Annotated in this window: 21 protein-coding genes; 13 read left to right on the top strand and 8 right to left on the bottom strand. The window is 69.8% G+C overall.

Features of this window, described 5'->3' with window-relative positions:
• Positions 1-36: 36 nt before the first annotated feature.
• Both ACFSVL_RS03180 and ACFSVL_RS03185 read left to right on the top strand, forming a co-directional pair.
• Positions 37-642 carry a class I SAM-dependent methyltransferase gene (locus ACFSVL_RS03180; protein WP_378300229.1) on the top strand — a complete coding sequence of 202 codons (606 nt, stop codon included), beginning with the start codon at positions 37-39 and terminating at the stop codon, positions 640-642.
• Positions 614-1,120 (top strand): DedA family protein, encoded by a 507-nt coding sequence (locus ACFSVL_RS03185; RefSeq protein ID WP_378300231.1) that lies wholly within the window; start codon positions 614-616, stop codon positions 1,118-1,120. The genes ACFSVL_RS03180 and ACFSVL_RS03185 overlap by 29 nt, the downstream gene beginning before the upstream one ends.
• Here the strand turns inward: ACFSVL_RS03185 and ACFSVL_RS03190 are convergent.
• Positions 1,098-1,874 (bottom strand): MmyB family transcriptional regulator, encoded by a 777-nt coding sequence (locus ACFSVL_RS03190; RefSeq protein ID WP_378300233.1) that lies wholly within the window; start codon positions 1,872-1,874, stop codon positions 1,098-1,100. The genes ACFSVL_RS03185 and ACFSVL_RS03190 overlap by 23 nt on opposite strands.
• 88 nt (positions 1,875-1,962) lie before the next feature.
• Between ACFSVL_RS03190 and ACFSVL_RS03195 the strand changes: the two genes are divergently transcribed.
• A complete protein-coding gene (locus tag ACFSVL_RS03195; RefSeq protein ID WP_378300235.1) occupies positions 1,963-2,904 on the top strand; it encodes an LLM class flavin-dependent oxidoreductase in 942 nt (313 codons plus the stop codon).
• 24 nt (positions 2,905-2,928) lie between these two features.
• Positions 2,929-6,489 carry a transcription-repair coupling factor gene (mfd, locus tag ACFSVL_RS03200; protein WP_378300399.1) on the top strand — a complete coding sequence of 1,187 codons (3,561 nt, stop codon included), beginning with the start codon at positions 2,929-2,931 and terminating at the stop codon, positions 6,487-6,489.
• A gap of 6 nt (positions 6,490-6,495) precedes the next feature.
• Here mfd and ACFSVL_RS03205 read toward each other — a convergent pair whose 3' ends face one another.
• Positions 6,496-7,389: a LysR family transcriptional regulator gene (locus ACFSVL_RS03205; protein WP_378300237.1), complete on the bottom strand. Its 894-nt coding sequence runs from the start codon at positions 7,387-7,389 to the stop codon at positions 6,496-6,498.
• A 109-nt stretch (positions 7,390-7,498) separates the two neighbouring features.
• On the opposite strand from ACFSVL_RS03205, the gene ACFSVL_RS03210 reads away from it, so the two are divergent.
• A complete protein-coding gene (locus ACFSVL_RS03210; RefSeq protein ID WP_378300239.1) occupies positions 7,499-8,290 on the top strand; it encodes an NAD(P)H-binding protein in 792 nt (263 codons plus the stop codon).
• Positions 8,291-8,296: 6 nt separating this feature from the next.
• Here the strand turns inward: ACFSVL_RS03210 and ACFSVL_RS03215 are convergent, their stop codons facing one another.
• The gene (locus ACFSVL_RS03215) at positions 8,297-8,710 is read right to left on the bottom strand and encodes a hypothetical protein (RefSeq protein ID WP_378300241.1); all 414 of its coding nucleotides are present in this window, start codon (positions 8,708-8,710) and stop codon (positions 8,297-8,299) included.
• Positions 8,711-8,791: 81 nt separating this feature from the next.
• Between ACFSVL_RS03215 and ACFSVL_RS03220 the strand changes: the two genes are divergently transcribed.
• The 7 genes from ACFSVL_RS03220 (at position 8,792) to ACFSVL_RS03250 (ending at position 15,198) form a co-directional block, all read left to right on the top strand.
• Entirely contained in the window at positions 8,792-9,790 is a 999-nt protein-coding gene (locus tag ACFSVL_RS03220) for a hypothetical protein (protein WP_378300243.1), read from the top strand.
• A complete protein-coding gene (locus ACFSVL_RS03225; RefSeq protein ID WP_378300245.1) occupies positions 9,787-10,701 on the top strand; it encodes a MazG family protein in 915 nt (304 codons plus the stop codon). Before ACFSVL_RS03220 ends, ACFSVL_RS03225 begins: the two co-directional genes overlap by 4 nt.
• 381 nt (positions 10,702-11,082) lie before the next feature.
• Positions 11,083-11,637, top strand: coding sequence for an RNA polymerase sigma factor (locus ACFSVL_RS03230; RefSeq protein ID WP_378300401.1), 555 nt, complete (start codon positions 11,083-11,085; stop codon positions 11,635-11,637).
• Positions 11,638-11,675: 38 nt separating this feature from the next.
• Positions 11,676-12,464 (top strand): zf-HC2 domain-containing protein, encoded by a 789-nt coding sequence (locus ACFSVL_RS03235; protein WP_378300247.1) that lies wholly within the window; start codon positions 11,676-11,678, stop codon positions 12,462-12,464.
• 21 nt (positions 12,465-12,485) lie between these two features.
• Positions 12,486-13,289, top strand: a complete 804-nt coding sequence (locus tag ACFSVL_RS03240) for an ABC transporter ATP-binding protein (protein ID WP_378300249.1) — start codon at positions 12,486-12,488, stop codon at positions 13,287-13,289.
• On the top strand, positions 13,289-14,635 hold the full coding sequence (locus ACFSVL_RS03245) for a hypothetical protein (protein ID WP_378300251.1): 1,347 nt from the start codon (positions 13,289-13,291) through the stop codon (positions 14,633-14,635). Before ACFSVL_RS03240 ends, ACFSVL_RS03245 begins: the two co-directional genes overlap by 1 nt.
• The gene (locus ACFSVL_RS03250) at positions 14,635-15,198 is read left to right on the top strand and encodes a hypothetical protein (protein WP_378300253.1); all 564 of its coding nucleotides are present in this window, start codon (positions 14,635-14,637) and stop codon (positions 15,196-15,198) included. Before ACFSVL_RS03245 ends, ACFSVL_RS03250 begins: the two co-directional genes overlap by 1 nt.
• Positions 15,199-15,257: 59 nt before the next feature.
• Here ACFSVL_RS03250 and ACFSVL_RS03255 read toward each other — a convergent pair whose 3' ends face one another.
• From ACFSVL_RS03255 to efeU, 5 genes are all read right to left on the bottom strand, one after another.
• Complete coding sequence (locus tag ACFSVL_RS03255) at positions 15,258-15,668, bottom strand: PPOX class F420-dependent oxidoreductase (protein ID WP_378300255.1); 411 nt, start codon at positions 15,666-15,668, stop codon at positions 15,258-15,260.
• 4 nt (positions 15,669-15,672) lie between these two features.
• Positions 15,673-16,737 carry an LLM class flavin-dependent oxidoreductase gene (locus ACFSVL_RS03260; protein WP_378300257.1) on the bottom strand — a complete coding sequence of 355 codons (1,065 nt, stop codon included), beginning with the start codon at positions 16,735-16,737 and terminating at the stop codon, positions 15,673-15,675.
• A 105-nt stretch (positions 16,738-16,842) separates the two neighbouring features.
• Positions 16,843-18,117 carry an iron uptake transporter deferrochelatase/peroxidase subunit gene (efeB, locus tag ACFSVL_RS03265; protein WP_378300259.1) on the bottom strand — a complete coding sequence of 425 codons (1,275 nt, stop codon included), beginning with the start codon at positions 18,115-18,117 and terminating at the stop codon, positions 16,843-16,845.
• A complete protein-coding gene (gene efeO / locus ACFSVL_RS03270; RefSeq protein ID WP_378300261.1) occupies positions 18,114-19,265 on the bottom strand; it encodes an iron uptake system protein EfeO in 1,152 nt (383 codons plus the stop codon). The genes efeB and efeO overlap by 4 nt, the downstream gene beginning before the upstream one ends.
• Before the next feature lie 2 nt (positions 19,266-19,267).
• Positions 19,268-20,119 carry an iron uptake transporter permease EfeU gene (gene efeU / locus ACFSVL_RS03275; protein WP_378300263.1) on the bottom strand — a complete coding sequence of 284 codons (852 nt, stop codon included), beginning with the start codon at positions 20,117-20,119 and terminating at the stop codon, positions 19,268-19,270.
• Positions 20,120-20,386: 267 nt separating this feature from the next.
• Between efeU and ACFSVL_RS03280 the strand changes: the two genes are divergently transcribed.
• On the top strand, positions 20,387-21,187 hold the full coding sequence (locus ACFSVL_RS03280; protein WP_378300265.1) for a murein transglycosylase: 801 nt from the start codon (positions 20,387-20,389) through the stop codon (positions 21,185-21,187).
• Positions 21,188-21,479 lie beyond the last annotated feature (292 nt).

The following is a 21,479-nucleotide window of genomic DNA, read 5'->3' on the forward strand; positions in this document are numbered from 1 at the left end:
TCCGCGACGACCGAGGTGCTTCCTACCGTCGAAAACATGTCGATTACCAGGGAGTTCTTCCGGCATCCGATGCGCACCGGCGCGATCGCCGCCAGTTCGGAGCGGCTGGCCGGGGTGATGACTGCGGGGCTAGGCGTCGAGAGCGCGCACAGCGTGGTGGAGTTAGGGCCGGGAACGGGCGTGTTCACCGAGGTGCTGCTTCGGATGCTTCAGCGCGACGCGCACTTCACCGCGGTGGAGATCAACGCGCATCTCGTACAGGAGCTACGCGAGCGCTTTCCGTCGCTGCACGTCGCAGAAGGCTCTGCAGAGCACGTCGCTGCGTACGTGACGATGCCGGTCGACGTGGTGGTCTCCGGTCTGCCGTGGACAGCCATGCACGCCGCGCTCCAGAGGGCAGTACTGAACTCCGTCTGCGAGGTGCTTTCGCCGCAAGGCCGCTTCACCACCTTCGCGTACGCGCACACCGCGTGGACGCCGCCAGCGCGTCGGTTCGCACGGTTGCTGCGAAGCCGCTTCGCGGTGGTCGAACGCACCAGCGTGGTCTGGCGGAACCTGCCGCCTGCGTACGTGTACCGCGCGGCTTTGCCGGTGCGGTCGGGACTGGACCGCTATGGGCAGCCTGCTTCAGCCACTTCTTGACGCTCCCGCGCCGCTCGTCTACTGCGTCTGCGCGCTGGTGATCATGGCCGAGACAGCGCTGTTGCCGGGCATCGTGCTGCCGACGCTGTCCACTTTGCTGCTCATGGGTTTTCTTGTGCAGCGCGGCACTTTACAGCTGTGGCTCGCCCTCACGGTCTGCGTCGCGGCGGCGCTCGCGGGGGACCAGCTCGCGTACTGGGAGGGCCGACTGCTGGGGCCGAAGCTGCGTCGGTCTCGCGTAGGACTGCGGATCGGCGAAGCGAAGTGGGACAAGGCCGAAGCGACCGTCGCGCGTTATGGCGTGCCAGCAGTCGTCCTAGGACGGTGCCTCGCCGGCGTACGCACTCTCGTGCCGCGCGTCGCCGGTTCCGCTGGACTGTCGTACCGACGCTTCTTCGTCGGAAGCCTCTGCGCTGCGGTGCTGTGGGCAGGTGTGGAGCTGACGATAGGGCAGGTCACCGGCTGGGTTGCGCCTTGAGCAGATCCGCCGTCGAAGCGTCGGCGGGCAGGAAGGTTTCGAGGCTCAGCTCCGCGACCGTCACGTCGACTGCGGTGGCGAACTGCGTGATCGCGGTGAGCAGCCGCAGTTCACCCGCTGAACTGGACAGCTGCAACGGCACGGCGAAGCCGAGGTGGTCGCCTGACGGTTCTCCCGGCGATGGCAGGTAGCCCGTGAGTTCGTCCAGCAGCGCCTGATGCCGTGGATCGGGTCCGTTCGCCAGACCTCGGCGAGGGCGTTCGAGCACGTGCTGCGCCCAATCGGCGAAGTTCTGGATCCGCGGGGCCATCCCGCGCGGGTGCAACGCCAGCCGCAGCACGTTGATCGGCGGTTCGAGCAGCTCCGCCGCGACGCCCTCGGTGAGCAGGTCGAAACCGTCGTTCGCCGCGACGAGATCGCCGTAGCGGTTCACCACCAGCGCCGGATACGGCTCGTGCCCGGTGAGCAGCGCACGCAGCGATTCCAGCACCGGCGTGAGCGCGGGGTCGTCCAGCCGCGTTTCGGGGTAGACCGGCGCGTATCCGGCGGTCAGCAACAGGGCGTTGCGCTCGCGCAGCGGCAGGCCGAGCGCCTCGGCGACGCGCACCACCATGCCGCGGCCGGGCAGCGAACGGCCGCGTTCCATGAAGCTGACGTGGCGCTGCGTCGTCCCGGCTTTCAGCGCGAGGTCGAGCTGGCTGAGCCGACGGCGGGAACGGGCGTCGCGCAGGGCGTCGGCGAACGAAGTGGGCACCTGCGCGATTCTTGCCGAGTCCGCTGACGCCGGGCCATTCCCCGCAGGGAATTGCCGGGACACCGGGCCGCGCTGGATCGTCGGCGACGTGGAATTCGGACTTCTTCTTCCCGCCGGACAGGCGCAGCTCGAAGCTGGCGGCACCCCGCGTGCCCTCGTCGAAGTGGCCCGCGAAGCCGAACGGCTCGGGTTCGCGTCGATCTGGGCCGGTGACTCGCTTTCCCGGCCCCGGATCGAACCGCTCACCCTGCTCACCGCGGTCGCGCAGGCGACCGAACGCGTCACCGTCGGGACCGCGGTGCTGCTGCCCGCGCACCGCAATCCGGTGCAGACCGCGATGACGCTCGCGTCGGTCGATCTCATCTCCGAAGGACGGCTGGCGGTCGGCGTCGGCGCGGGCTTCCCCGGGTTCAGCGAGCGGGAGTTCGAGCTGGCCGGGGTCGATTTCCGGACCCGGTTCTCGCAGCTGGACGACGTGGTCGCGCTCTGGCGCGAGCTGTGGACCGGGCAACCGCGCTCGTTCCACGGCAAGGTGCTGCACTACGACTGGCTGCCGCCCGCGGTCCGGCCCGCGCGCCCCGGCGGCCCGCCGATCTGGCTGGGCGGCGCGACCCCGGCCGCGCTCCGCCGCACCGCGCTGCGTTACGACGGCTGGCTCCCGTATCCGCCGGATCCCGCGGATTACGCGGCCGGCCTGGCGACGATCCGCGCCGCCACGGACCGCCCAGTCACCCCGTCGCTGTTCCTGACCGTCTACGTCGACCCCGATCCGCGCCGCGGCCGGCGGGTACTGGAGGACTACGCGCAGGCGACTTATCAGCGGTCGCTGGCGCAGATCAGCACCATTCAGGCGACGGTGACCGGTCCGGTCGCGGAAGTCGCGGCGACCGTGCGCCGATACGCCGAGGCTGGGGCCGAACACGTGCTGTTGCGGGTCGGCTCCCTGGAGCCTGGTGCGGTGGAGCGGCAACTGCCCCTGTTGGCGGAGGTGATCGCCGGGGAGCGGAAACCTGTCGGTGCCGCGACGTAGGCTGGGACGGTGACCGACGCTGTACTGTCCGGACTCCTCCAAGCCATCCTTCCCGACCCGGCGCTGCGCGGTGTTGTCGAGCGCGCCGGAGCCCCGTTGCTCGAACTGCAAGGCGCTGTCGCCGTACGGCAGCTCGTGGCCGCCGCGCTGGCCGAAGACCCCGATCGCGGCGGCGCGGGCCGTCCGGTGCTGGCCGTCACCGCCACCGGGCGCGAGGCCGACGAGCTGACCGCGTCGCTCGGCGCGCTGCTCGGCCGCGAGCGCGTGGCCGACTTCCCGTCCTGGGAGACGCTGCCGCACGAGCGTCTTTCGCCGCGCGCGGACACCGTCGGGCGGCGGCTGGAAGTGCTGCACCGCCTGCACGTCGGCGACGAACAGCTGCGGGTCGTGGTCGCCACCGTGCGCAGCCTCATCCAGCCGATGGCCCCCGGGCTCGGCTCGCTCGCGCCGATCGACCTGGTCGTCGGCGAGGAACAGAGCTTCGAGGACCTGCTCGAACGGCTTGTCGAGCTGGCTTACACGCGCGTGGACATGGTCGAGAAGCGCGGCGAGTTCGCGGTCCGCGGCGGCATCCTCGACCTGTTCGGGCCCACCGCGCAGCATCCGGTCCGCGTCGAGTTCTGGGGCGACGAGGTCAGCGAGATCCGCGCGTTCGCGGTGGCCGACCAGCGATCGCTCCCCGGCGAGATCCAGCGGGTCACCGCGCCGCCGTGCCGGGAGCTGCTGCTCACGGCGGACGTGAAGGCGCGCGCCGCCGAGCTGGCCACCACGTACGAGGCCGACGCGCACCTGGCCGAAATGCTCACCAAGCTCTCCGGCGGTATCCCGGTCGAGGGCATGGAGGCGCTCATCCCGGTGCTCTGCGAGGGCGAACTCGCGCTGCTCACCGATGCCCTGCCTCAGGGCAGTCACGTGCTGCTGGCCGATCCGGAGAAGATCCGCGCCCGCGCGGCCGACCTCGTCCGTACCGGCCAGGAGTTCCTCGAAGCGTCCTGGACGACTGCCGCGGCGGGCGGGCAGGCCCCGATCGACCTCGGTGCGTCGGCGTACCGCGATCTGGCCGAGATCGCCGCGCACGCGCAGGAGACGAAGCGCCCGTGGTGGACGCTCACCCAGCTGACCAGCGAAGACCCGGATGTGTACCGCGTCGCCATCGAGCCGGCTCCCGCGTACCGGGGCGAGCTGGAGCGCGCGATGACCGACCTGCGCGCGCACCTGGCGTCCGGCGGCACCGGCGTGCTCGTCGTCGCCGGGCAGGGCACCGCCAGCCGCGCGGTGGAACAGCTGATGGCGGCCGAGGTCCCGGCGAAGCACGTCGAGGAGCTGGCCGACGTACCGGCGGCCGGCGTCGTCACGGTCACCTGCGGCGGGCTCGCCGAGGGCTTCGTCTCGCCGGAGCGCGCGCTCGTGGTGCTGTCCGAGGCGGATCTGACCGGCCGCGGTGCCACGGCCGGATCGTCCACAAAGGACTTGAACACGAAGATGCCGTCGCGCCGCCGCGGCGCGGTCGACCCGCTGGCGCTCAAGGCGGGCGACTACGTGGTGCACGACCAGCATGGCATCGGCCGGTTCGTGGAGATGGTGCAGCGCACGGTCGCCGGCGCGACCCGCGAGTACCTGCTGCTGGAGTACGCGTCGTCCAAGCGCGGCCAGCCGGGAGACCGGCTGTTCGTGCCCACCGACCAGCTCGACGAGGTGTCCCGCTACGTCGGCGGCGAACTGCCCACGCTCAACAAGCTCGGCGGCTCGGACTGGAAGAACACCAAGGCCCGCGCCAAAAAAGCGGTCAAGGAGATCGCCGCCGAACTGGTGCAGCTCTACGCCGCCCGCCAGGCCGCGCCCGGCCACGCGTTCGGCGCGGACACGCCGTGGCAGAGCGAGCTGGAAGACGCCTTCCCCTTCACCGAGACCAACGATCAGCTCGCGGCCATCGACGAGGTCAAGTCGGACATGGAACGCGGCGTCCCGATGGACCGGGTGATCTGCGGCGACGTCGGCTACGGCAAGACCGAGATCGCGGTGCGCGCGGCGTTCAAGGCGGTGCAGGACGGCAAGCAGGTGGCCGTGCTCGTGCCCACCACGCTGCTCGCGCAGCAGCACCTGAACACGTTCACCGAGCGGATGCGGTCGTTCCCGGTCACCATCAAGGGCCTTTCGCGGTTCACGCACAAGGCCGAATCGGACCGGATCCTCGAACAGCTCGCCGACGGCGAGGTCGACATCGTCATCGGCACGCACCGGCTGCTGCAGACCGGCATCCGCTACAAGGACCTCGGCCTCGTGATCGTCGACGAGGAACAGCGGTTCGGCGTGGAGCACAAGGAACACGTCAAGGCGCTGCGCACGCACGTCGACGTGCTCACCATGTCGGCGACGCCGATCCCGCGCACGCTGGAGATGTCGCTGGCGGGCATCCGCGAGATGTCGACCATCCTCACTCCGCCGGAAGACCGGCACCCGATCTTGACGTATGTCGGCGCGTACGACGACAAACAGGTCGGTGCCGCGGTCCGGCGGGAGCTGCTGCGCGACGGCCAGGTGTTCTACGTGCACAACCGGGTGTCGTCGATCGAGAAGGCGGCGAAACGGATCCGCGAGCTGGTGCCGGAGGCGCGCGTCGTCACCGCGCACGGGCAGATGAACGAGGACAAGCTCGAAAAGATCATCCAGGGCTTCTGGGAGAACGAGTACGATGTCCTCGTCTGCACCACGATCGTCGAGACCGGGCTGGACATCTCCAATGCCAACACGCTGATCGTGGAACGCGGCGACATGCTCGGCCTCGCCCAGCTGCACCAGTTGCGCGGCCGCGTCGGACGTGGCCGTGAACGCGGGTACGCGTACTTCCTGTACCCGCCGGAAGCGCCGCTCACCGAGACCGCGCACGACCGGCTCGCCACCATCGCGCAGAACACCGAACTCGGCGCGGGCATGGCGGTCGCGATGAAGGACCTGGAAATCCGCGGCGCGGGCAACATCCTCGGCGCGGAACAGTCCGGGCACATCGCGGGCGTCGGGTTCGACCTGTACGTCCGGCTCGTCGGCGAAGCGGTCGAGGCCTTCCGGCGGCACGCGGGCGCGGAGCCGGCGGAGGACGAGGAACTGGCCGAAGTCCGCGTCGACCTGCCGGTGGACGCGCACATCCCGCACGACTACGTGCCTGGCGAACGGCTGCGGCTGGAGGCGTACCGCAAGATCGCGTCCGCCCCGGACACCGAAGCGCTCGACGCGGTGCGCGAGGAACTGATCGACCGCTACGGCCAGCCGCCCGCCCCGGTCACCCGGCTGCTCGCGGTCGCGGCGTTCCGGCACGCCTGCCGCGCGGCCGGCGTCACCGAGGTCGCGGTGCAGGGCAACACGATCCGGTTCGCGCCGCTGCCGTTGCTGGACTCGCAGCTGGTGCGGCTGAAACGCTTGTACCCCAAGGCGTTGTACAAGGCGGTTACCAACACCGTGTCGGTGCCGAAGCCGACCGAGGGCCCGGCGGGCGGCCGGATGGGCGCGCCGGTGCTGCGGGACCAGGAACTGCTCGACTGGTGCACGAAGCTGTTGGCGCAGTTGACGAAAACTCCGGCGGCGGTGTGATCGTCGCTAGTCCTGGAGGTGCTGCGGCACTAGGTCGATGAACGCCTTGGCGGCGGCCCCGGCGGTGCGGCCCGCCGGGGTGGCCAGGGAAATAGGCCAGTTCAGGTCGGCGTCGGTGATCGGAAGTGCGATGAGGTCGGCGTCGGGCAGGAGGATCGCCCGGGGCAGCAGCGCCACGCCAAGACGCTGCCGGACGAAATCGGTGCCCGCGGCGAGGTCGGTGATTTCGATGGCGAGGTGCCGTCGTACCCCGGCCACGGCGAACGCGCGATCGGTCACGGCACGGTTTCCGTAGCCGAGCGGGAAATCGATGAACGGTTCGTCCGCCAGATCAGTCAGAGTCAGGTCGTTTCGGTGGGCGAACGGGTGATCGCGGGGAACCACGAGATCCAGCGGCGTGGTGGTCAGCGTCCGCAGGTGCACGGTGGCGGGCGGGTGGCCGGGAAGCGAGACGAAGGCGAGATCGAGCCGCCCTTCGGCGATCGCCGTGACCAGTCCGGGAGATCCGCCTTCGGACGACGCGGTCGCGAGGTGCACTGACACCCGAGGATGTTCGCGGTGGAAGCCGCCTAGCAACGCGGGCAAGTCGATCAATCCGAGGGAACTCATGGTCCCGATGCGCAGCGTGCCGCGCAGCCCGCCCCGGACGGCGTGCACGGTGTCGCGGGCATCGCGGGCGGCATCGAGCGCGGCGCGCGCTTTCGGCAGAAGCGCGAGACCGGCGTCAGTGAGGCTGACTCGCCTGGTCGTGCGCAACAACAACGGCGCGTCCAGCTCTCGTTCCAGGGAAGCGATCGTCGCCGACACCGTGGCCTGCACGAGGTGCAGCCGGGTCGCGGCGCGGGTGAAGCTGGCCTCCTCCGCGACCGCGACGAAGCATTCCAGCTGCCGCAACTCCATGCGGGATTCATAGCACTGCTCGATCAATGTGACCAGTATTCTTTGTTGGACTCGATCAGCGGGCGCGGGAAAAGTGGGGCACAGGACCGAATTCCCGCGGAGGTACCCCTTGACGATCTTGATCACCGGCGCTCGTGGCGGCATCGGCGCGAGCCTGCTGCACCGCCTGCCCGGCGTCCGAGCTGCCAGCCGCGCTCCGGAACAGCTCGATTTCCCGGCCGTCGAACTGGACCTTGCCAACCCAGCGACGTTCGCTCCCGCGCTGGCGGGGGTCACCGGCATGTTCCTCTACGCCGAGCCGACCGGTATCGAAGAGCTGCTTGACGCTGCCGTCTCGGCCGGAGTCCGCCGGGTAGTGCTGCTGTCCTCGGACTCGGTGACCTTGCCCGACGCCGAGCACAATGCGTTGGCCCGCCACCACTTGCTGGTAGAACAGGCGCTCCGGTCCGCGCCGTTGACCTCGACCGTTCTGCGCCCCGGCGGTTTCGCCACGATGACCCTGCGGTGGGCCGATTTCGTTCGCGCCAGCAGGCCGGTCGAGCAGGCGTACCCGGACGCCCGGCTCGACGTCATCCACCCCGAGGACATCACCGACGTCGCCGAACTCGCGCTGTCCACCGGCACACTGGACGGCGAGACGATCAGTCTGGGCGGGCCGGAGCTACTCAGTTTCCGGGACCAGGCAAAGATCTTGGCAGAAGTGCTCGGCCGGGAGATCAAGCTGCGCGAACCGACCCGGCACGAGGCGGTCCAGCAGTTGCCGACGCCGTTGGCCGAGGCGATCTTGGACTATTGGGCGCAACTGCCCGGCGAGTCCGCCCGCGGCGTCGAGCGGATCACCGGTCGTCCCGGCCGCACTTTCCGTCAGTGGGCAACGGAGAACCTCGCGGCGTTCCGGTGATCGCGTTCAGCTCGCAGGGCAGATCTCGATGCCCGGCGGTTCCGCCGTGGCCAGCCGCAGCGACACGTCCTCCTGCGGCGTCGGCAGCGCACCGCAGCCGGACATCGGCAACGGCCGGGGACGCCGCGGTACCCGGGACCCCGAACCGCCGCCGCGGCCGGGATACACCAGCAGGCCGTGTTCGGGGTCCGGCACCGCGTCGAGCGCGGCGGTCACAGCGGGCAGGCCCCGGAAGCGATCCCGTTTCTCCTCCGACGAAAACTCGATCTCCAGTGTCACGCCCCAGCGATGGACATGCCAGGTCCACTGCTCGGCGCCGTGGGTCAGCGCGGCCTCGGTCAGGCGGTCGCCGTGAGCACGTTGCCACGCGCTCGCCGCGAAGGCCCCGTCAAGGACTTCGATCGACAACCAAGAGTCCATATGTCGACAATAGCCCGCTGAATGCCTCGATGGTGTTGCGTTTCGAGGGCATGTGAGAGGGTAGGGCCTGTGATGCGGATCATGGGGCGCCGCCGTGCGCTGGGCGCCGTTCTCGCCGGAGCTTTCCTCCTCGCCGGATGCGGTACCGGTCCCAGTCAGGTGGGCACTGCCGCGGTCGTCGACGGTCAGGTCACCACCATTGACCAGGTTCAGGCGCTGCTCGACCGCGCCGTGCAGGAGCATCCGTACGCCCGGCAGCTCGCTTCGCGGCATCAGCTCGACCTCGTCGGGCGCGAGATCGTCCGGCAGGAACTGCTGCACGAGGTCGTCGCGAAGGCCGCGCAGAAGGAAGGCATCGCGGTCGACCAGGCCACTGTCAGCGAGGCCATGCAACAGGATCCGCTCGTGTCGCCGGTGCCCGAGGCCGTCACGCAGGACCAGTCGGCGGCGGTCACCCAGCTCGTCTGGCGGCTGCGCGATCACCGCGAGGCCATCACCGACCAGTACTTGCAGCAGCGGATCGCGCTGAAGTACCTGCCGACGTTGTCGGTGAACTTCGACTACACCAGCATCGGCGCGCCGACCTCGGAGAGCCAGGCCCCGTCGATCGACCCGAAGGCCGCGCGCAGCCAGGCCATCGCCAAGGCCGAGGAATACGCGGGCAATCCGGGCAAGCTCCAGGCCGACCTCCAGAGCGGCGCGCAGGGCAATGTCGGCCAGCAGGCTCCCGCGTTGTCGTCGCCGCAGGACGCCGCGACCGTGCTGTTCGGCGTGCCCGCGAACACCGCGATCGCCTTCCAGCCGAACCCGGCGAGCGCGCCGACCTGGTGGGTCACCGCCGTGGTGCGGAAGCGGACGACGGACTCGAAGGTCGCCACCGACCAGGTCCAGCAGCCGACCGCGGCTCAGCTGGGCGCGATCGGCGTGCGGATGCTGCAGCCGTATGTTGGCGATGTGGACTTCAAGATCAACCCGCGTTATGGCGTGTGGGACCCGGTCGGCATGAACCTCGCTCCCAGTGCGGCCGAGGTCACGGGCGTGGCCGTGCCGGTGCGCGGCGGTGCCCCGGCGCAGCAGTGACCGGCACCGTCGTCCTGGTCCGCGGCGAGACGCTGCCCGCGGCCGCGCTGCCTCTCCTGCGCAATGGCGCGGTCTACGCCGGAACCGACCTTGATGCCGCGCAGTTCGGCGTCCCGCCGGTAGGCCAGTACTCCGGGAACATCGTGCTGCTCGCTGCTTCCCGCACCGAACCGACCGCCGCCGCGATGCTCGCCGCCGGCGCACAGCTCATCGAAACGCCCGTGCCGCCGCTGGTCGAGGCGGTCGAGGTCATGGACCGGCTCCGCTCCCCGGGCGGCTGCCCGTGGGACGCCCGGCAAACGCACGAATCCCTGCGGCAGTACCTGGTCGAGGAAACGTACGAACTGCTGGAAGCCATCGAGGACAACGACCGCGCGGCCCTGCGCGAGGAGTTGGGCGACGTCCTGCTGCAGGTGCTTTTTCACGCCCGCGTGGCCGCCGAGCACGGCCGCGCCCCCTTCACCATCGACGACGTCGCCGGTGATCTCGTGGACAAACTGGTCAGCCGCCACCCCAACGTGTTCGCCGACGCGGCCCGGATCGCCACCGCTGAGCATCAGGAACTCAGGTGGGAAGAGCTGAAGCAGGCCGAGAAACAGCGCAAGTCCATTGTGGACGGTGTGGCGCTCGGCCAGCCCGCGGTCGCGCTGGCCGGGAAACTGGGCCAGCGCAGCGGCCGGGCCGGGATCCCGCTCGACCTGTTCCCGCAGGATTCCTCCGCCCCCGCCCAGCTGTTCCGGACGGCGGCGACCGCGCGCCGGGGCGGGTTGGATCCGGAGGGCGAGCTGCGGGCGGTGGCGAAGCAGTTCGCCCGCGACATCCGGGCGGCTGAGGCGGCGGCGCGGAAGGCCGGGGTGGAACCGGCGACGCTGGAGGCCGAGGGCTGGCGGAAGTTCTGGCCTTCGGCTTGAGTCAGCAGCCGAGGGTTGGCGGGAGCTGAGCGTGTCGGCCGTGAGGGGACCCCTGGGGGAATCAGATTCCGTCAGGGTTCCCCTCACAGACCTGCAGAAACGGTCATTCTGTAGTTAATCGGGTATTTCACCGGCCTGGGTGTCCTTTGTGGGCGGTCGGCAGGCTGACTCTGCCCGGCTTAAGTCCCTGACATTGCTTCCCGCCCCGCTGTCGGGCCGCCCGTCCTCACCCGAACGACGGAGCCCTCTCCCGTCCACCCGCACCTCCATCCGTCGCCGGGCACGATGGCCCTCGGCGGCCGGATAACCCCGGCTCAGTAACTGTGATCCAGATCACTTGAATCTGAGAACCGGAAGCGCGGAGGTGGCGTCTTGCCGGGTGTGAAGCACAAGCCACCCAGGGAGCCGGACGAGGAGCACCTCCTCCGGCGTATCGCCCGCGGCGACCGTGCGGCGTTCGAGGAGTTGTACCGCCGCACGTCGCCGTGGCTCGCGATTCGCCTGCGTCACCGCTGCTCCGATGACCAGATCGTCATGGAGGTGATGCAGGAGACGTACCTCGCCGTGTGGCGTGCCGCGAGTTCGTTCGCGGGCGTCGTCGCCGGCGGCTCCGCCGTGGGCTGGGTCTGGACGATCGCGGCGAGGCGGCTCATCGACGCGTTCCGGCGGCGGGCGCATCACGCGCAGCCGCCTCCCGAAGCGCGGCAGTCGCTGGTGGCTCCGGCCGCCGAGGAGGAGGCGCTGGCGGGCACGGTCGGCGATTCGGTGGGCGACGCGTTGCGTGCCCTCGCGCCGGAGTTGCGCGAGGTCTTGCAGGCGATGGTGCTCGACGGATTGTCGGTGCGCGAGACCGCGATCCTGCTGGACCTGCCGGAGGGCACGGTCAAGACCCGGGCCCGCCGCGCCCGGATCGCGATGCGGGAGGCGCTGTCGTGAACGTCGAGGAACCAGGTCCGGCTGAAGGAGGGCACGCCATGAATCACCTGTCCGATCGGATGCTCGCCGGTTACGTCGAGGGGCGCGAACTGCCGGGAGACGAGGCATGGGCGGTCGAGGGGCACCTGGAGACATGCGCGCAGTGCCGGGCCCGGCTCTCCGGCGCGGCCCCTGCCGAGGTGTCCGATCTGCTCGGCGCCGTGTGGGCCGGGCTGGAACAGGAACTCGCCGAAGCGCCGGAGCCGGCGCCGCGCCGGGCCATGGCGTGGCTGCGCTGCTGGGCGACGCCGGTGATGGTGCCGTGGCTGCTGATGGTCCTCGTGGTCGGCGCGCTGTCGATCTACCTCGACCAGTCACTCCACTATGGACTGTCGTTCGTGCAGGTGCTTTCCCCAGTGCTGCCGGTATTCGGGGTGGCGGCGGCGTGGTCGCGGGGGCTGGACCCGGCGTACGAACTCACCATGGCCACCCCGCGTGCCGGGCTGGAGCTGATCCTGCGGCGGACCACGGCGGTCGTGGTGCCGGTGCTGGCGGTGCTGCTGTTCGCGGGCTGGCTGGTCGGCGCGGAGCTGGGGTTGTCGCTGCTGCCGAGTCTCGCGTTCACCACGGGGACGCTCGCGCTCGGCACGTTCATCGGCGTCGCCTGGGCGGCCTCGATCCTGGTCGGCCTGTGGCTTGGCGCGCTGGTGGTGCCGAGCGTCGCGTTCGGCGGCTCGGTGTTGCTGGACGCGGTCGCCTGGCCGGGCTGGCTGGTGGCCGCCGTCGTCGCGGCCGTGTTCGTCGCGCTTCGCCGGAACACCTTCACGCGGCTCGCCGCCCAACACTGACGGAAACGAGAGGGGAAACCAATGCGGGCTGTGGAAGCCGCCGAGGTCGCTCCGGCGACCTACGCCTGGGAAGTCCAGGCAGAGGGATTGAAAGTGCGGGTCGGCCGCAAGCGGATGGCGGTCGACGGGCTCGACCTCGCGCTCGGCACGGGGGTGCACGGGCTGCTCGGGCCGAACGGTGCGGGCAAGACCACCTTGATCCGCGCGCTGGCCACGGTGCTGCGGCCGGCCGAGGGCAAGCTGGCGCTGCTCGGAGCGCCGGTCGGGGCGCGCTTCGACCAGCGCGGCCTGCGCCGCCGGATCGGGTATCTGCCGCAGTCTTTCGGGTACTACAAGCGGTTCACCATCCGTGAGTTCGTCGAATACATGGCGTGGCTCAAGGAAATGCCCAAAACGGAGGTGCCGGGCGCGGTGCAGCGCGCGATCGAGCGGGTCGGTCTCGCCGACCGCGCCGACGACAAGATGAAGACGCTGTCCGGCGGCATGGTCCGGCGGGTCGGCATCGCGCAGGCGATCGTCAACGACCCGGTGCTCCTGCTGCTCGACGAGCCCACCGCCGGGCTCGACCCGGCGCAGCGGGTGCGGTTCCGGGAGCTGCTGCAGGAAATCGGCAGGGACGCGTGCGTCATCGTGTCCACCCACCTGGTCGAAGACGTGGCCGCGGCGTGCTCGGACGTTGTCCTCTTCGCCGCCGGGAAGCTGGTTTTCCAAGGCACGCCAGGCGATCTGGCCGCGGCGGGCAGCGAGGCGGACGTCGGCGACAGTCCCATCGAGCGCGGTTATTCGGCGCTGCTCGGCCACGCGCAGGGGAAGGGGGCGTGGTGATGAGCGCGTTCCGGATCGAACTCCGGCGCACCATCGCACCGTGGGTGCCGGTCGCGATGCTGGTGGTGAGCCTAGGGATGCTCCTGATCTCGCGCGGGCCGTGGGCCCACGGTTCCGCGGCCTGGAACGCGACGTGGCTGACCGCGGTGCGATGGCCGCGCTATCTGCTGGTGCTGATGTGGCCGATCATCGTCGGCGCCTCGGCGATCCAGGGCATGCGGGACACCCGCGCCGGGGTCGGCGAACTGTTCGGTTCCACGCCCCGGCCCGCCGGGCACCGAGCCATGACGCTCAGCCTGGCTCTCGGGATCGCCGCGGTGGTGGGCTATCTGGTGCTCGTCGCCGCTGGGGTCGGGCAGGTCGTGGCGCACGGCGGGCTGTTCACCACGGCGTGGGTCATGCAGCTGGTCCTCGGTGTGCTGTCCGTGCTCGCCGGGGTGGCACTGGGGCTCGGTCTCGGGCGGCTGCTGCCGTATCCGATCACCGCTCCGGCGCTGGCCGTGCTCGCGCTGGCCGCCGGGCTTTTCGCGCAGATGTCGGGCGTGAACGGCGACGGACCGAACGCGGTGGTGCTGCTGGGGATCGGGCAGGTGGAGCCGCGCGGTCCGTTCGATCTGCCGAGGCCCGCGGTGGAGATCGGGCAGTTGAGCTGGTTGCTCGGGCTCACTGTCGCCGGAATCCTGTTGCTGCTGGCGAGGTCGGCGCGGACCAAGGTGCTCGCGCTGCTGCCGGTGGCGGCCGGGCTGGCGGTGGCTTTGCCGCTCTTCCCCGCCTCGTCGACGGACAACCACGCCCCGGACCAGACGGCGGCCGCGCTCGTCTGCGACGGCCCGGTGTGCGTGACCCGGCTGCACGAGGACTGGATGTCCACTGTGGCCGGTCCGGGCAAGGAAGCCTTGCAACGGCTGGAGAAGCTGCCCCAGCATCCGACCAAGGTCGAGGAGTCAACGGCGCCGTACCGGAGCAACAAGACCGGTCCGCGAGATCCGTCCCGCGTGTTGATCCAGCAGGACGACTATGCGCTACAGGAGAAAAGCGGCCCGAGCCTCACCGTCGCGCTGCTGAGTGGTGCTGGGACGATAGCCTGTCATCCCACCTCCTACAGCGGCGAGAAGAACGACCGGGAGGACGCCGCGCGCTGGGTGATGGCGCGGTGGCTGGTGGGCTCGTACACGCCACCGACTTCCTACGCCCAGCCTCCGCTGCAGACTCGGACGGATCCAGCGTGGGCAGCGCTGAAGGCCGCGCCCGAAGCGGAGCAGACCGCCCGGGTCGCCGCGGCCCGGCAGATGGAGCTGACCTGCACCGGCGACCCGTTGAAGGTCCTCATGGAGGGCGCGCGCTAATGCGTTGGATAGCGCTGTACGCGCGTTCGCGGCACCTCACCGCGTCGTTGGTGGCGTTGCTGGTCTGCGCCGTCGCCTTCCCGCCGCTGCTGGGCGACAACTGGTCGGCGTTCTTCGCGACAATCGCACTCGGTTCCGCGATAGCGGTGGCGGGCGTGGGCCTCGGCGGACAGGATCTCGACCTCGACCGCACGGCCTCCTTCCGCTGGCCGCCCCGGCGACTGGTGCACCTTCTGCTGATCGGTGCGCTAGCCGGTGGAGTAATGCTTGCCGCACAAGGACTTGTCGAATCCCCGATGGACACCGGCTGGGTTCTCCGCAACGCGGCCGGACTCCTCGGCCTGACCGGTCTGGCGGCCACGCTGTTCGGCGGCCAGTTCGGCTGGACGCTGCCGTTGGGCTGGGCGATGGTGGCGGCGTTCGTGCCCAAGCTCGCTGACGAGGTCTACGACATCGTGGCCTGGCCGATGGCAACGGCGGACGCTGAGGCGGCGTGGTGGATGGCCGGGCTGTTGTTCGTGGTGGGCACGGCGGCGTATGCGGGTGCGGGTGCACGTCGTTGAGAACAGGCGCAGTCCCGTCCCTCCCCCAGGCAGGGGCGGGACTGCGAACCGGCGCGATCTCAGACGTTCCGGTTGTTCGTTTTCGTTTCCAGCGGTTCGTGGTCGGGGTCGTCGATGCCAAAGCTGATGATGCGTCGCGGATAGACGCGGATCACGGCTCCGTCGAGGTGGCCGTCCGAGGCGAAGGCATCCGGCACGGCTTCCCCGCGGCCTCGGATTTCCAGGCAGCGAACGCGCATCGGCGTGGTCGACGGCACGTCGTCGATCACGATGGCGACGTGGCCGTTGGCCTCGACGTTGCGGTATTTCCGGCTCTTCGCCAGGTTGTAGCCGGACACGTCGATGGTCTGCGTCTCCGCGTTCCAGGTGAACGCGACCGGGCTGACCTGCAGGGTGCCGTCCGGATGCTGGGTCGCTACCCGGCCGAGCGTCTGGTCGGCCAGGTAGCTGAGTTCTGCTTCGGTGAACATGCACCTACCGTGCAAGTTCAAGCTTGCTTGAAGTCAAGCGCACGCGGGGAATTACGTGTTCGGCGAACCGCCGCATCTCCGCTTCGAAGGGCTGAAATTGCAGCATAAACGTCTCGATGCCCAGGTCAGCCCACTCGCGGATCCGCTGTGCGACGGTGTCGTAACTGCCCACCAGACCGGCCGCGGTGCCGCCGTTCGTGCCGATGTGCGGGTACTTCGCGAACGTCTGGAACATCACCGCCTTCGGATCGGCGTCCGCGACCAGCGCCTCCCACCGCGCCTTGCCCGCCTCGGCCAGTTCCCACAGCGCCGCCAGTTCGGCCTCCGCCTCGGCGTCGGTCTCGCGGGCCACCACGAAGGCGGACAGTCCAAACCGGACCGGCGGACCGGTGCGCGGGCGGGCCTCGACATCCTCGATCAGCCGGGCGACGTTCTCCTTCGGCTGCCCGTTGATGAACCACACGTCGGCCTTGTCCGCGACCAGCGCTCGCGCCGGGTCCGACTCCCCGCCGACGTACACAGTCGGCGGCGAACCGGCCGGGCGTAGCTGGTACCCGTCGACCTGGAAGTGCTTGCCCCCGAACGAAACCCGCTCGCCTGCCAGCAGCCCGCGCACGACACTGATCCATTCACGGCCGTAGGCATACCGTTCGTCGTGCTCGGCGAACGGAATGCCCGCCCGTGCCAATTCCGGCTTGTACCAGGCGTTGACCAGGTTCAGCCCGAACCGGCCGCCGCTGATCTCCTGGATCTGCAGCGCCTGCTTCGCCAGCACCACCGGGTGCACGAGATACGGCTTGATCGCCGCGATGATCTCGATCCGTTCGGTGAGCGCGGCGAGCGCGGCCGCGGACGTCCACGTCTCCAGCTGGTCCAGCTCGTCGCCGAACGGGTTCACCACGTGCTGCGCGATGAGCGTCGAATCGAAACCCAGCCGGTCGGCCTCGACGATCAGCCGCCGGTTGCGTTCCCAGCTCGCGTCCACCGGATCGTCCGGATGATCGAACGGGCCCCACGACCCGTAGACGACCGCCCACACCCCGAACCGCGGCTGTGCCACAGCGACCACGACCGAACTCCTCACCTCGCGCGGATGAACGCGGTCACCGTCGCTTGCCCGGAAGGCACCGGCAACCGGTCCCACGCAGTGGCGGGGCGGGGAGGTTTGTACTGGTCAGGCGAAGAGCCCGTCGCCCCAGTTGCTGGTCGGAGTGAGGCCGGGCGGGATCGCGAAGTGCGCGGAACCGGTGTGCTGCAGGTACTCCATCATCGCGTCCTTCGACGACAGCGCCTGCTGCATCGGGACGTACTGCGAGCGCGTGTCCCGGTTGAACGCGAGGAAGAACAGCCCGGCCTCGAGGTGGCCGACACCGTCGGAACCGTCGACGAAGTTGTAGCCGCGGCGCAGGATCTGCACGCCCTTGCGCGTCTGGCGCGAGGCCAGCCGGATGTGCGCGTCCTCGGCGATCAGCGGGGTCCCGCCCTCGCCGCCGACCTGCAGGTCGACCTGGTCGAACTCGCCGGTCTGCCCGAGCGGCGCACCAGTTCCCTTGGTGCGCCCGACAATCTGCTCCTGCCCGGCGAGCGTCTCGCGGTCCCAGGTCTCGATGTGCATCCGGATCCGGCGCGCCACCAGGTAGGTGCCGCCCGCCATCCAGGCCTGCCCGTCGCCTGCCCGCGCCCACACCTGGTCGCGGAGCACGTCGGTGTCCTCGGCCTTGACGTTGTTGGTGCCGTCCTTGAAGCCGAACAGGTTGCGCGGCGTCTGCTGCGAGCGCGAGGTCGACGAACTGCGGCCGAACCCGAGCTGCGACCAGCGCACCTCGGTCACGCCGAAGCCCAGCCGCACCAGGTTGCGCACCGCGTGCACCGCCACCTGCGGATCGTTCGCGCAGGCCTGGATGCACAGGTCGCCGCCGCTGCGCGCCGGGTCGAGCTTGTCCTTCGGGAACAGCGGCAGGTCGATCAGCTGCGGCGGGCGTTTCGCGGCGAGGCCGAACCGGTCGTCGAACAGCGAGGGGCCGAAGCCGATCGTCAGCGTCAGATCGGCGGCGGGCAGGTCGAGCGCCTCGCCGGTGTCGTCCGGCGGGGACTGCGCGGATCCGCCGAGCGCACCGTCCGGGCCGACGTCCTGGCCCGCCGTCATCCGCCGGGCCGCGGCCGTCCAGGTGCGCAGCAGTTCGCGCAGTTTGGCGGCGTCCTTCGTGGTCACGTCGAGCGCGGCGAAGTGCAGGTTCTGCTGCGTCGGCGTGACGATCCCAGCCTGGTGCTCGCCGTGGAAGTCCACAGTGGACACCGCGGCCGCGGCGGGGGTGCCGCCGCCGAGCCGGTCGATGCCGACCCCGGCCGCCGCGCCCGCACCGGCCAGCGCGACTCCCGCGCCGGCCAGTCCGAACAGCCTCCGGCGGGAAACCTGGGCCCCCTCTTCGGATTCCGCTCGCGCGGTCACTTGGCCACGACCTCGGCGACCTTGCTGAGCGGTTCGCTCAGCGCGTCCACGGCGGAGGCGAATGCCTTGATCTGCTCCTGGGAAAGCTCGTTGTAGTACTTGAAGCCGTCGCCGGAGCGGGTCTTGTCCAGCAGTGCCTGCACGTTCGCGAACTGCTTGTCCAAAGTGGACACAAGGGCCGCGTCGCGCTCCTGCAGGATCGGCCGCAGTGCGGCGATCGCGCCCTTGGAACCGTCCAGGTTGGCCTGGAAGTCCCACAGGTCGGTGTGCGAGAACGTCTCCTCCTCGCCGGTGATCTTGCCGGTGGCGACCTCGTCGAGCAGGCCCTTCGCGCCGTTGGCCAGGTCCAGCACGCTCAGCTGCAGCGTCTTCGCCTTGGCGACGAGTGACTTCACGTCGGTGAGCAGCTTGTCGGCGATCTGCGGGCTGTCCGGCTTCAGCCCGGTGCTCCACAGGTCCTTCTCCAGCCGGTGGAACCCGGTGAACTGCTGGCCGGGTTCGAGGTCGGCCTCGCGCGCGTCGATGGCCGGGTCGAGGTCGCCAAACTTCTCCGCGACCGGCTCGATCCGCTCGTAGAACACCCGGGTGCGCGCGTATTCGGCCTTCGCCTCGTCGGTCTTGCCCGCCTTGACCGCGGTTACGAACTTCGCGGTTTCGGTCTCCAGCGCCGAGCTGTTGTTCTCGACGTAGGTCGCGTAACTCTTGGTGGCGGCGGCTTTCTGCGCGCTGGCGTCGTTCGCGCTCTGCGCGCCGCCGGTGACGGTGAAGTCACCGCGGATGCCGTTGCCGACCATGCCCGGCTTGCACGCGGTCTGGTACTTGCCCGCCTGCGGGACCTCGACGATGAGCCGCCGGTTCAGTCCTGGCGCGATGTTCTCGACCTCGCCCATGATCCGGTCGCCCTCGGCGTAGAGGTAGAACTCGGTGACCTTGCTGCCCTTGTTGGCGATCTCGAAGGTCAGATTGCCCGCGGCCGCGGTCGTCGCGGACACCGAGCAGGCGGTGTCGGACGCCTCGACCTTGATCGGCCCGCCCGAGGCCGCGCCGGAGGGACCGGACGCGGAGTTCGTGCTGTCACAGGCGGTCAGCGCGACGAGCGCGCCGAGGCCGGTGAGCACAGCCGTCGAGGTTTTGCGGAACTGGGGCACGGTCACTCCTTGGCAGCGGCCGGTGCGGCAGGAGCCGCTTCGGTCTTGTTCTTGCGGGCGGGCTTGAGGAAAAGCGGCAGCACGATCGCCACGTAGGCGACCCACGCGATCGCTTGCAGCACAGTGGTTTGCTGCGAATAGTTGAAGATCCCCTTGAGCAGCGCGCCGTACCAGGAGGTTTCCGGCAGCGTGCTCGACGCGTCGAAGGCGAGCGTGGTCAGTCCCGGGATGAATCCGGCTTCCTGCAGGTCATGCAGGCCGTAGCCGAGCACGCCGGCGGCGACGAACACCAGCAGCACGCCGGTGATCGTGAAAAACTTCGCCAGGTTGAACCGGACCGCGCCGCGGTAGAGCAGGTAGGCGAGCACGATCGCGGCGGCGATCCCGATCACGAACCCGATCAGCGGCTGCAAGGTGTCGGACTGCGCGGTCTGCACGGCCGAGTAGAAGAAAACGGCGGTTTCGAGCCCTTCGCGGCCCACCGCGAGGAACGACAGCAGCAGCACCGCCGCCGGACCGACCTTGAGCGCGTCCTCCATTTTGCCGCGCAATTCGGCCGCGATGTGCCGGGAAGCCTTGCGCATCCAGAAGATCATCGCGGTGACGAAGACGACCGCGACGATGGAAAGACTGCCGCCGAGCAGTTCCTGATGCTCGAAACTCAGCTGCGCGGTGCTGTAGGTGAGGACCGCGCCGACCGCGACCGACAGCAGCACCGCCGCGCCGACCCCGGGCCACACGAACCGCAGCGCGTGCCGCCGGTCGGTCTTGACCAGAAAGGCGACCAGGATGCTCACCACAAGCGCGGCTTCGAGGCCTTCGCGCAGCCCGATGAGCGCGCTGGAAAACACCACTGTTCAGCCCTCCTTCGACTACCTGACCTGATGTTTTAGGTAAGGCTTGCCTGTAAGTCCAGAGGGAGGTTCCCCGGCCGGGTGCGGCAAAATACGCAAAACGACGTTTCTTGCCGGGTTAGGTTAGGGTAACCGCAGGTCAGAGCGTCGCCGACAGGTCACGTAACGAATTGTGTGACCTGGGCGGCTTGGCCGGAGAGTTAACCATCCGCTTGCCATTCGCCCAGTCCAGCGTCCCACTGCCGGGTTCATCAGTAACCTGTCCGGGTGGCCGATACCACTCAGCCGACTAGTACCCCGTCCCCGGCGTACCCGCCGCGCCGCTACCCGAGCCGAATCGCGATGTCGCTGGGTCTGGTGCTGACCGGGGTCGTGCTGGTGGTGACCATCGGGATCGAGAACCCGGACCCGCCGGCCCCGCCCGCCGCGGCCGCTCCGCCCCCGGCCGCCGCGAAGAAGGAGCCGCGCCCGCAACCCGGCTCCGAAGCCCCGCGAGTCGGCTTGGCCGCACCGCCGGACCGCCCGCTCGTGTCCGACCAAGCGGAACTGGACGCGTGGGCGAACCGGGTCGCCGACAAGACGCACCTGGACGCGCGAGTGCTCGCCGCGTACGGGCGCGCGGAAATGTGGATGCAGCGGCAAAAACCGTCGTGCCACCTGTCGTGGGCGACGCTCGCGGCGATCGGAAACCTGGCCTTCGGGGCGGAAAAACCCGGCCCCGACGGCACCATGACGGTGAAGCCTGACAGGGCGGAAGCCCCGGATACCGACACCGGAAAACTCGACGGCGACCGCACCGCGGATCACCGCATCGGCCCGCTGCGCATCCTGCCGGACGCCTGGCACAAGCACGCCCAGCGAGCCAACGGCGACGGCAAACCCGCCGACCCCCGCAACCTCGACGACGCGGCTTTCACCGCCGCCCGCTACCTCTGCTCCGGCAACGACGACCTGGGCACCCCGGCAGGCTGGTGGAAAGCGATGCTGTTCTACAACCCGGCGGTCAACTACGTGCAGGATGTTTTCACGGCGGCGGATTCTTATGCAGCGGCGAGTGTTGCGCCTTGAGTCCGGCGGCCTGATCTGGCCGCGGTGAATGGCCTGGCCGCCTGATCCGCTTGCGGGTGGGTGGCTTGACCGGGGCGGTGGCTGGGTGTGGTCGGCGAGTCGAGGGCGTGGCCTGGTTTCGGTGGCGTGACGGCCTGACTTGGTTCCTGCACGGGCGGTTTGACCGGGGGCGGTGGCTGGGCCTGGTCGGCGAGCGGACGGCTTGGCCGGGTTCGGTCGGCGGCCAGCCGGTGGGGCGGTTCGAACCGGTGGGATGGGTTGCCCGCAATGCCTCAGCCGGTCCTACTGCTGC

The organism is Amycolatopsis silviterrae, from assembly GCF_042684085.1.
In the GTDB taxonomy this organism is placed as follows: domain Bacteria; phylum Actinomycetota; class Actinomycetes; order Mycobacteriales; family Pseudonocardiaceae; genus Amycolatopsis; species Amycolatopsis silviterrae.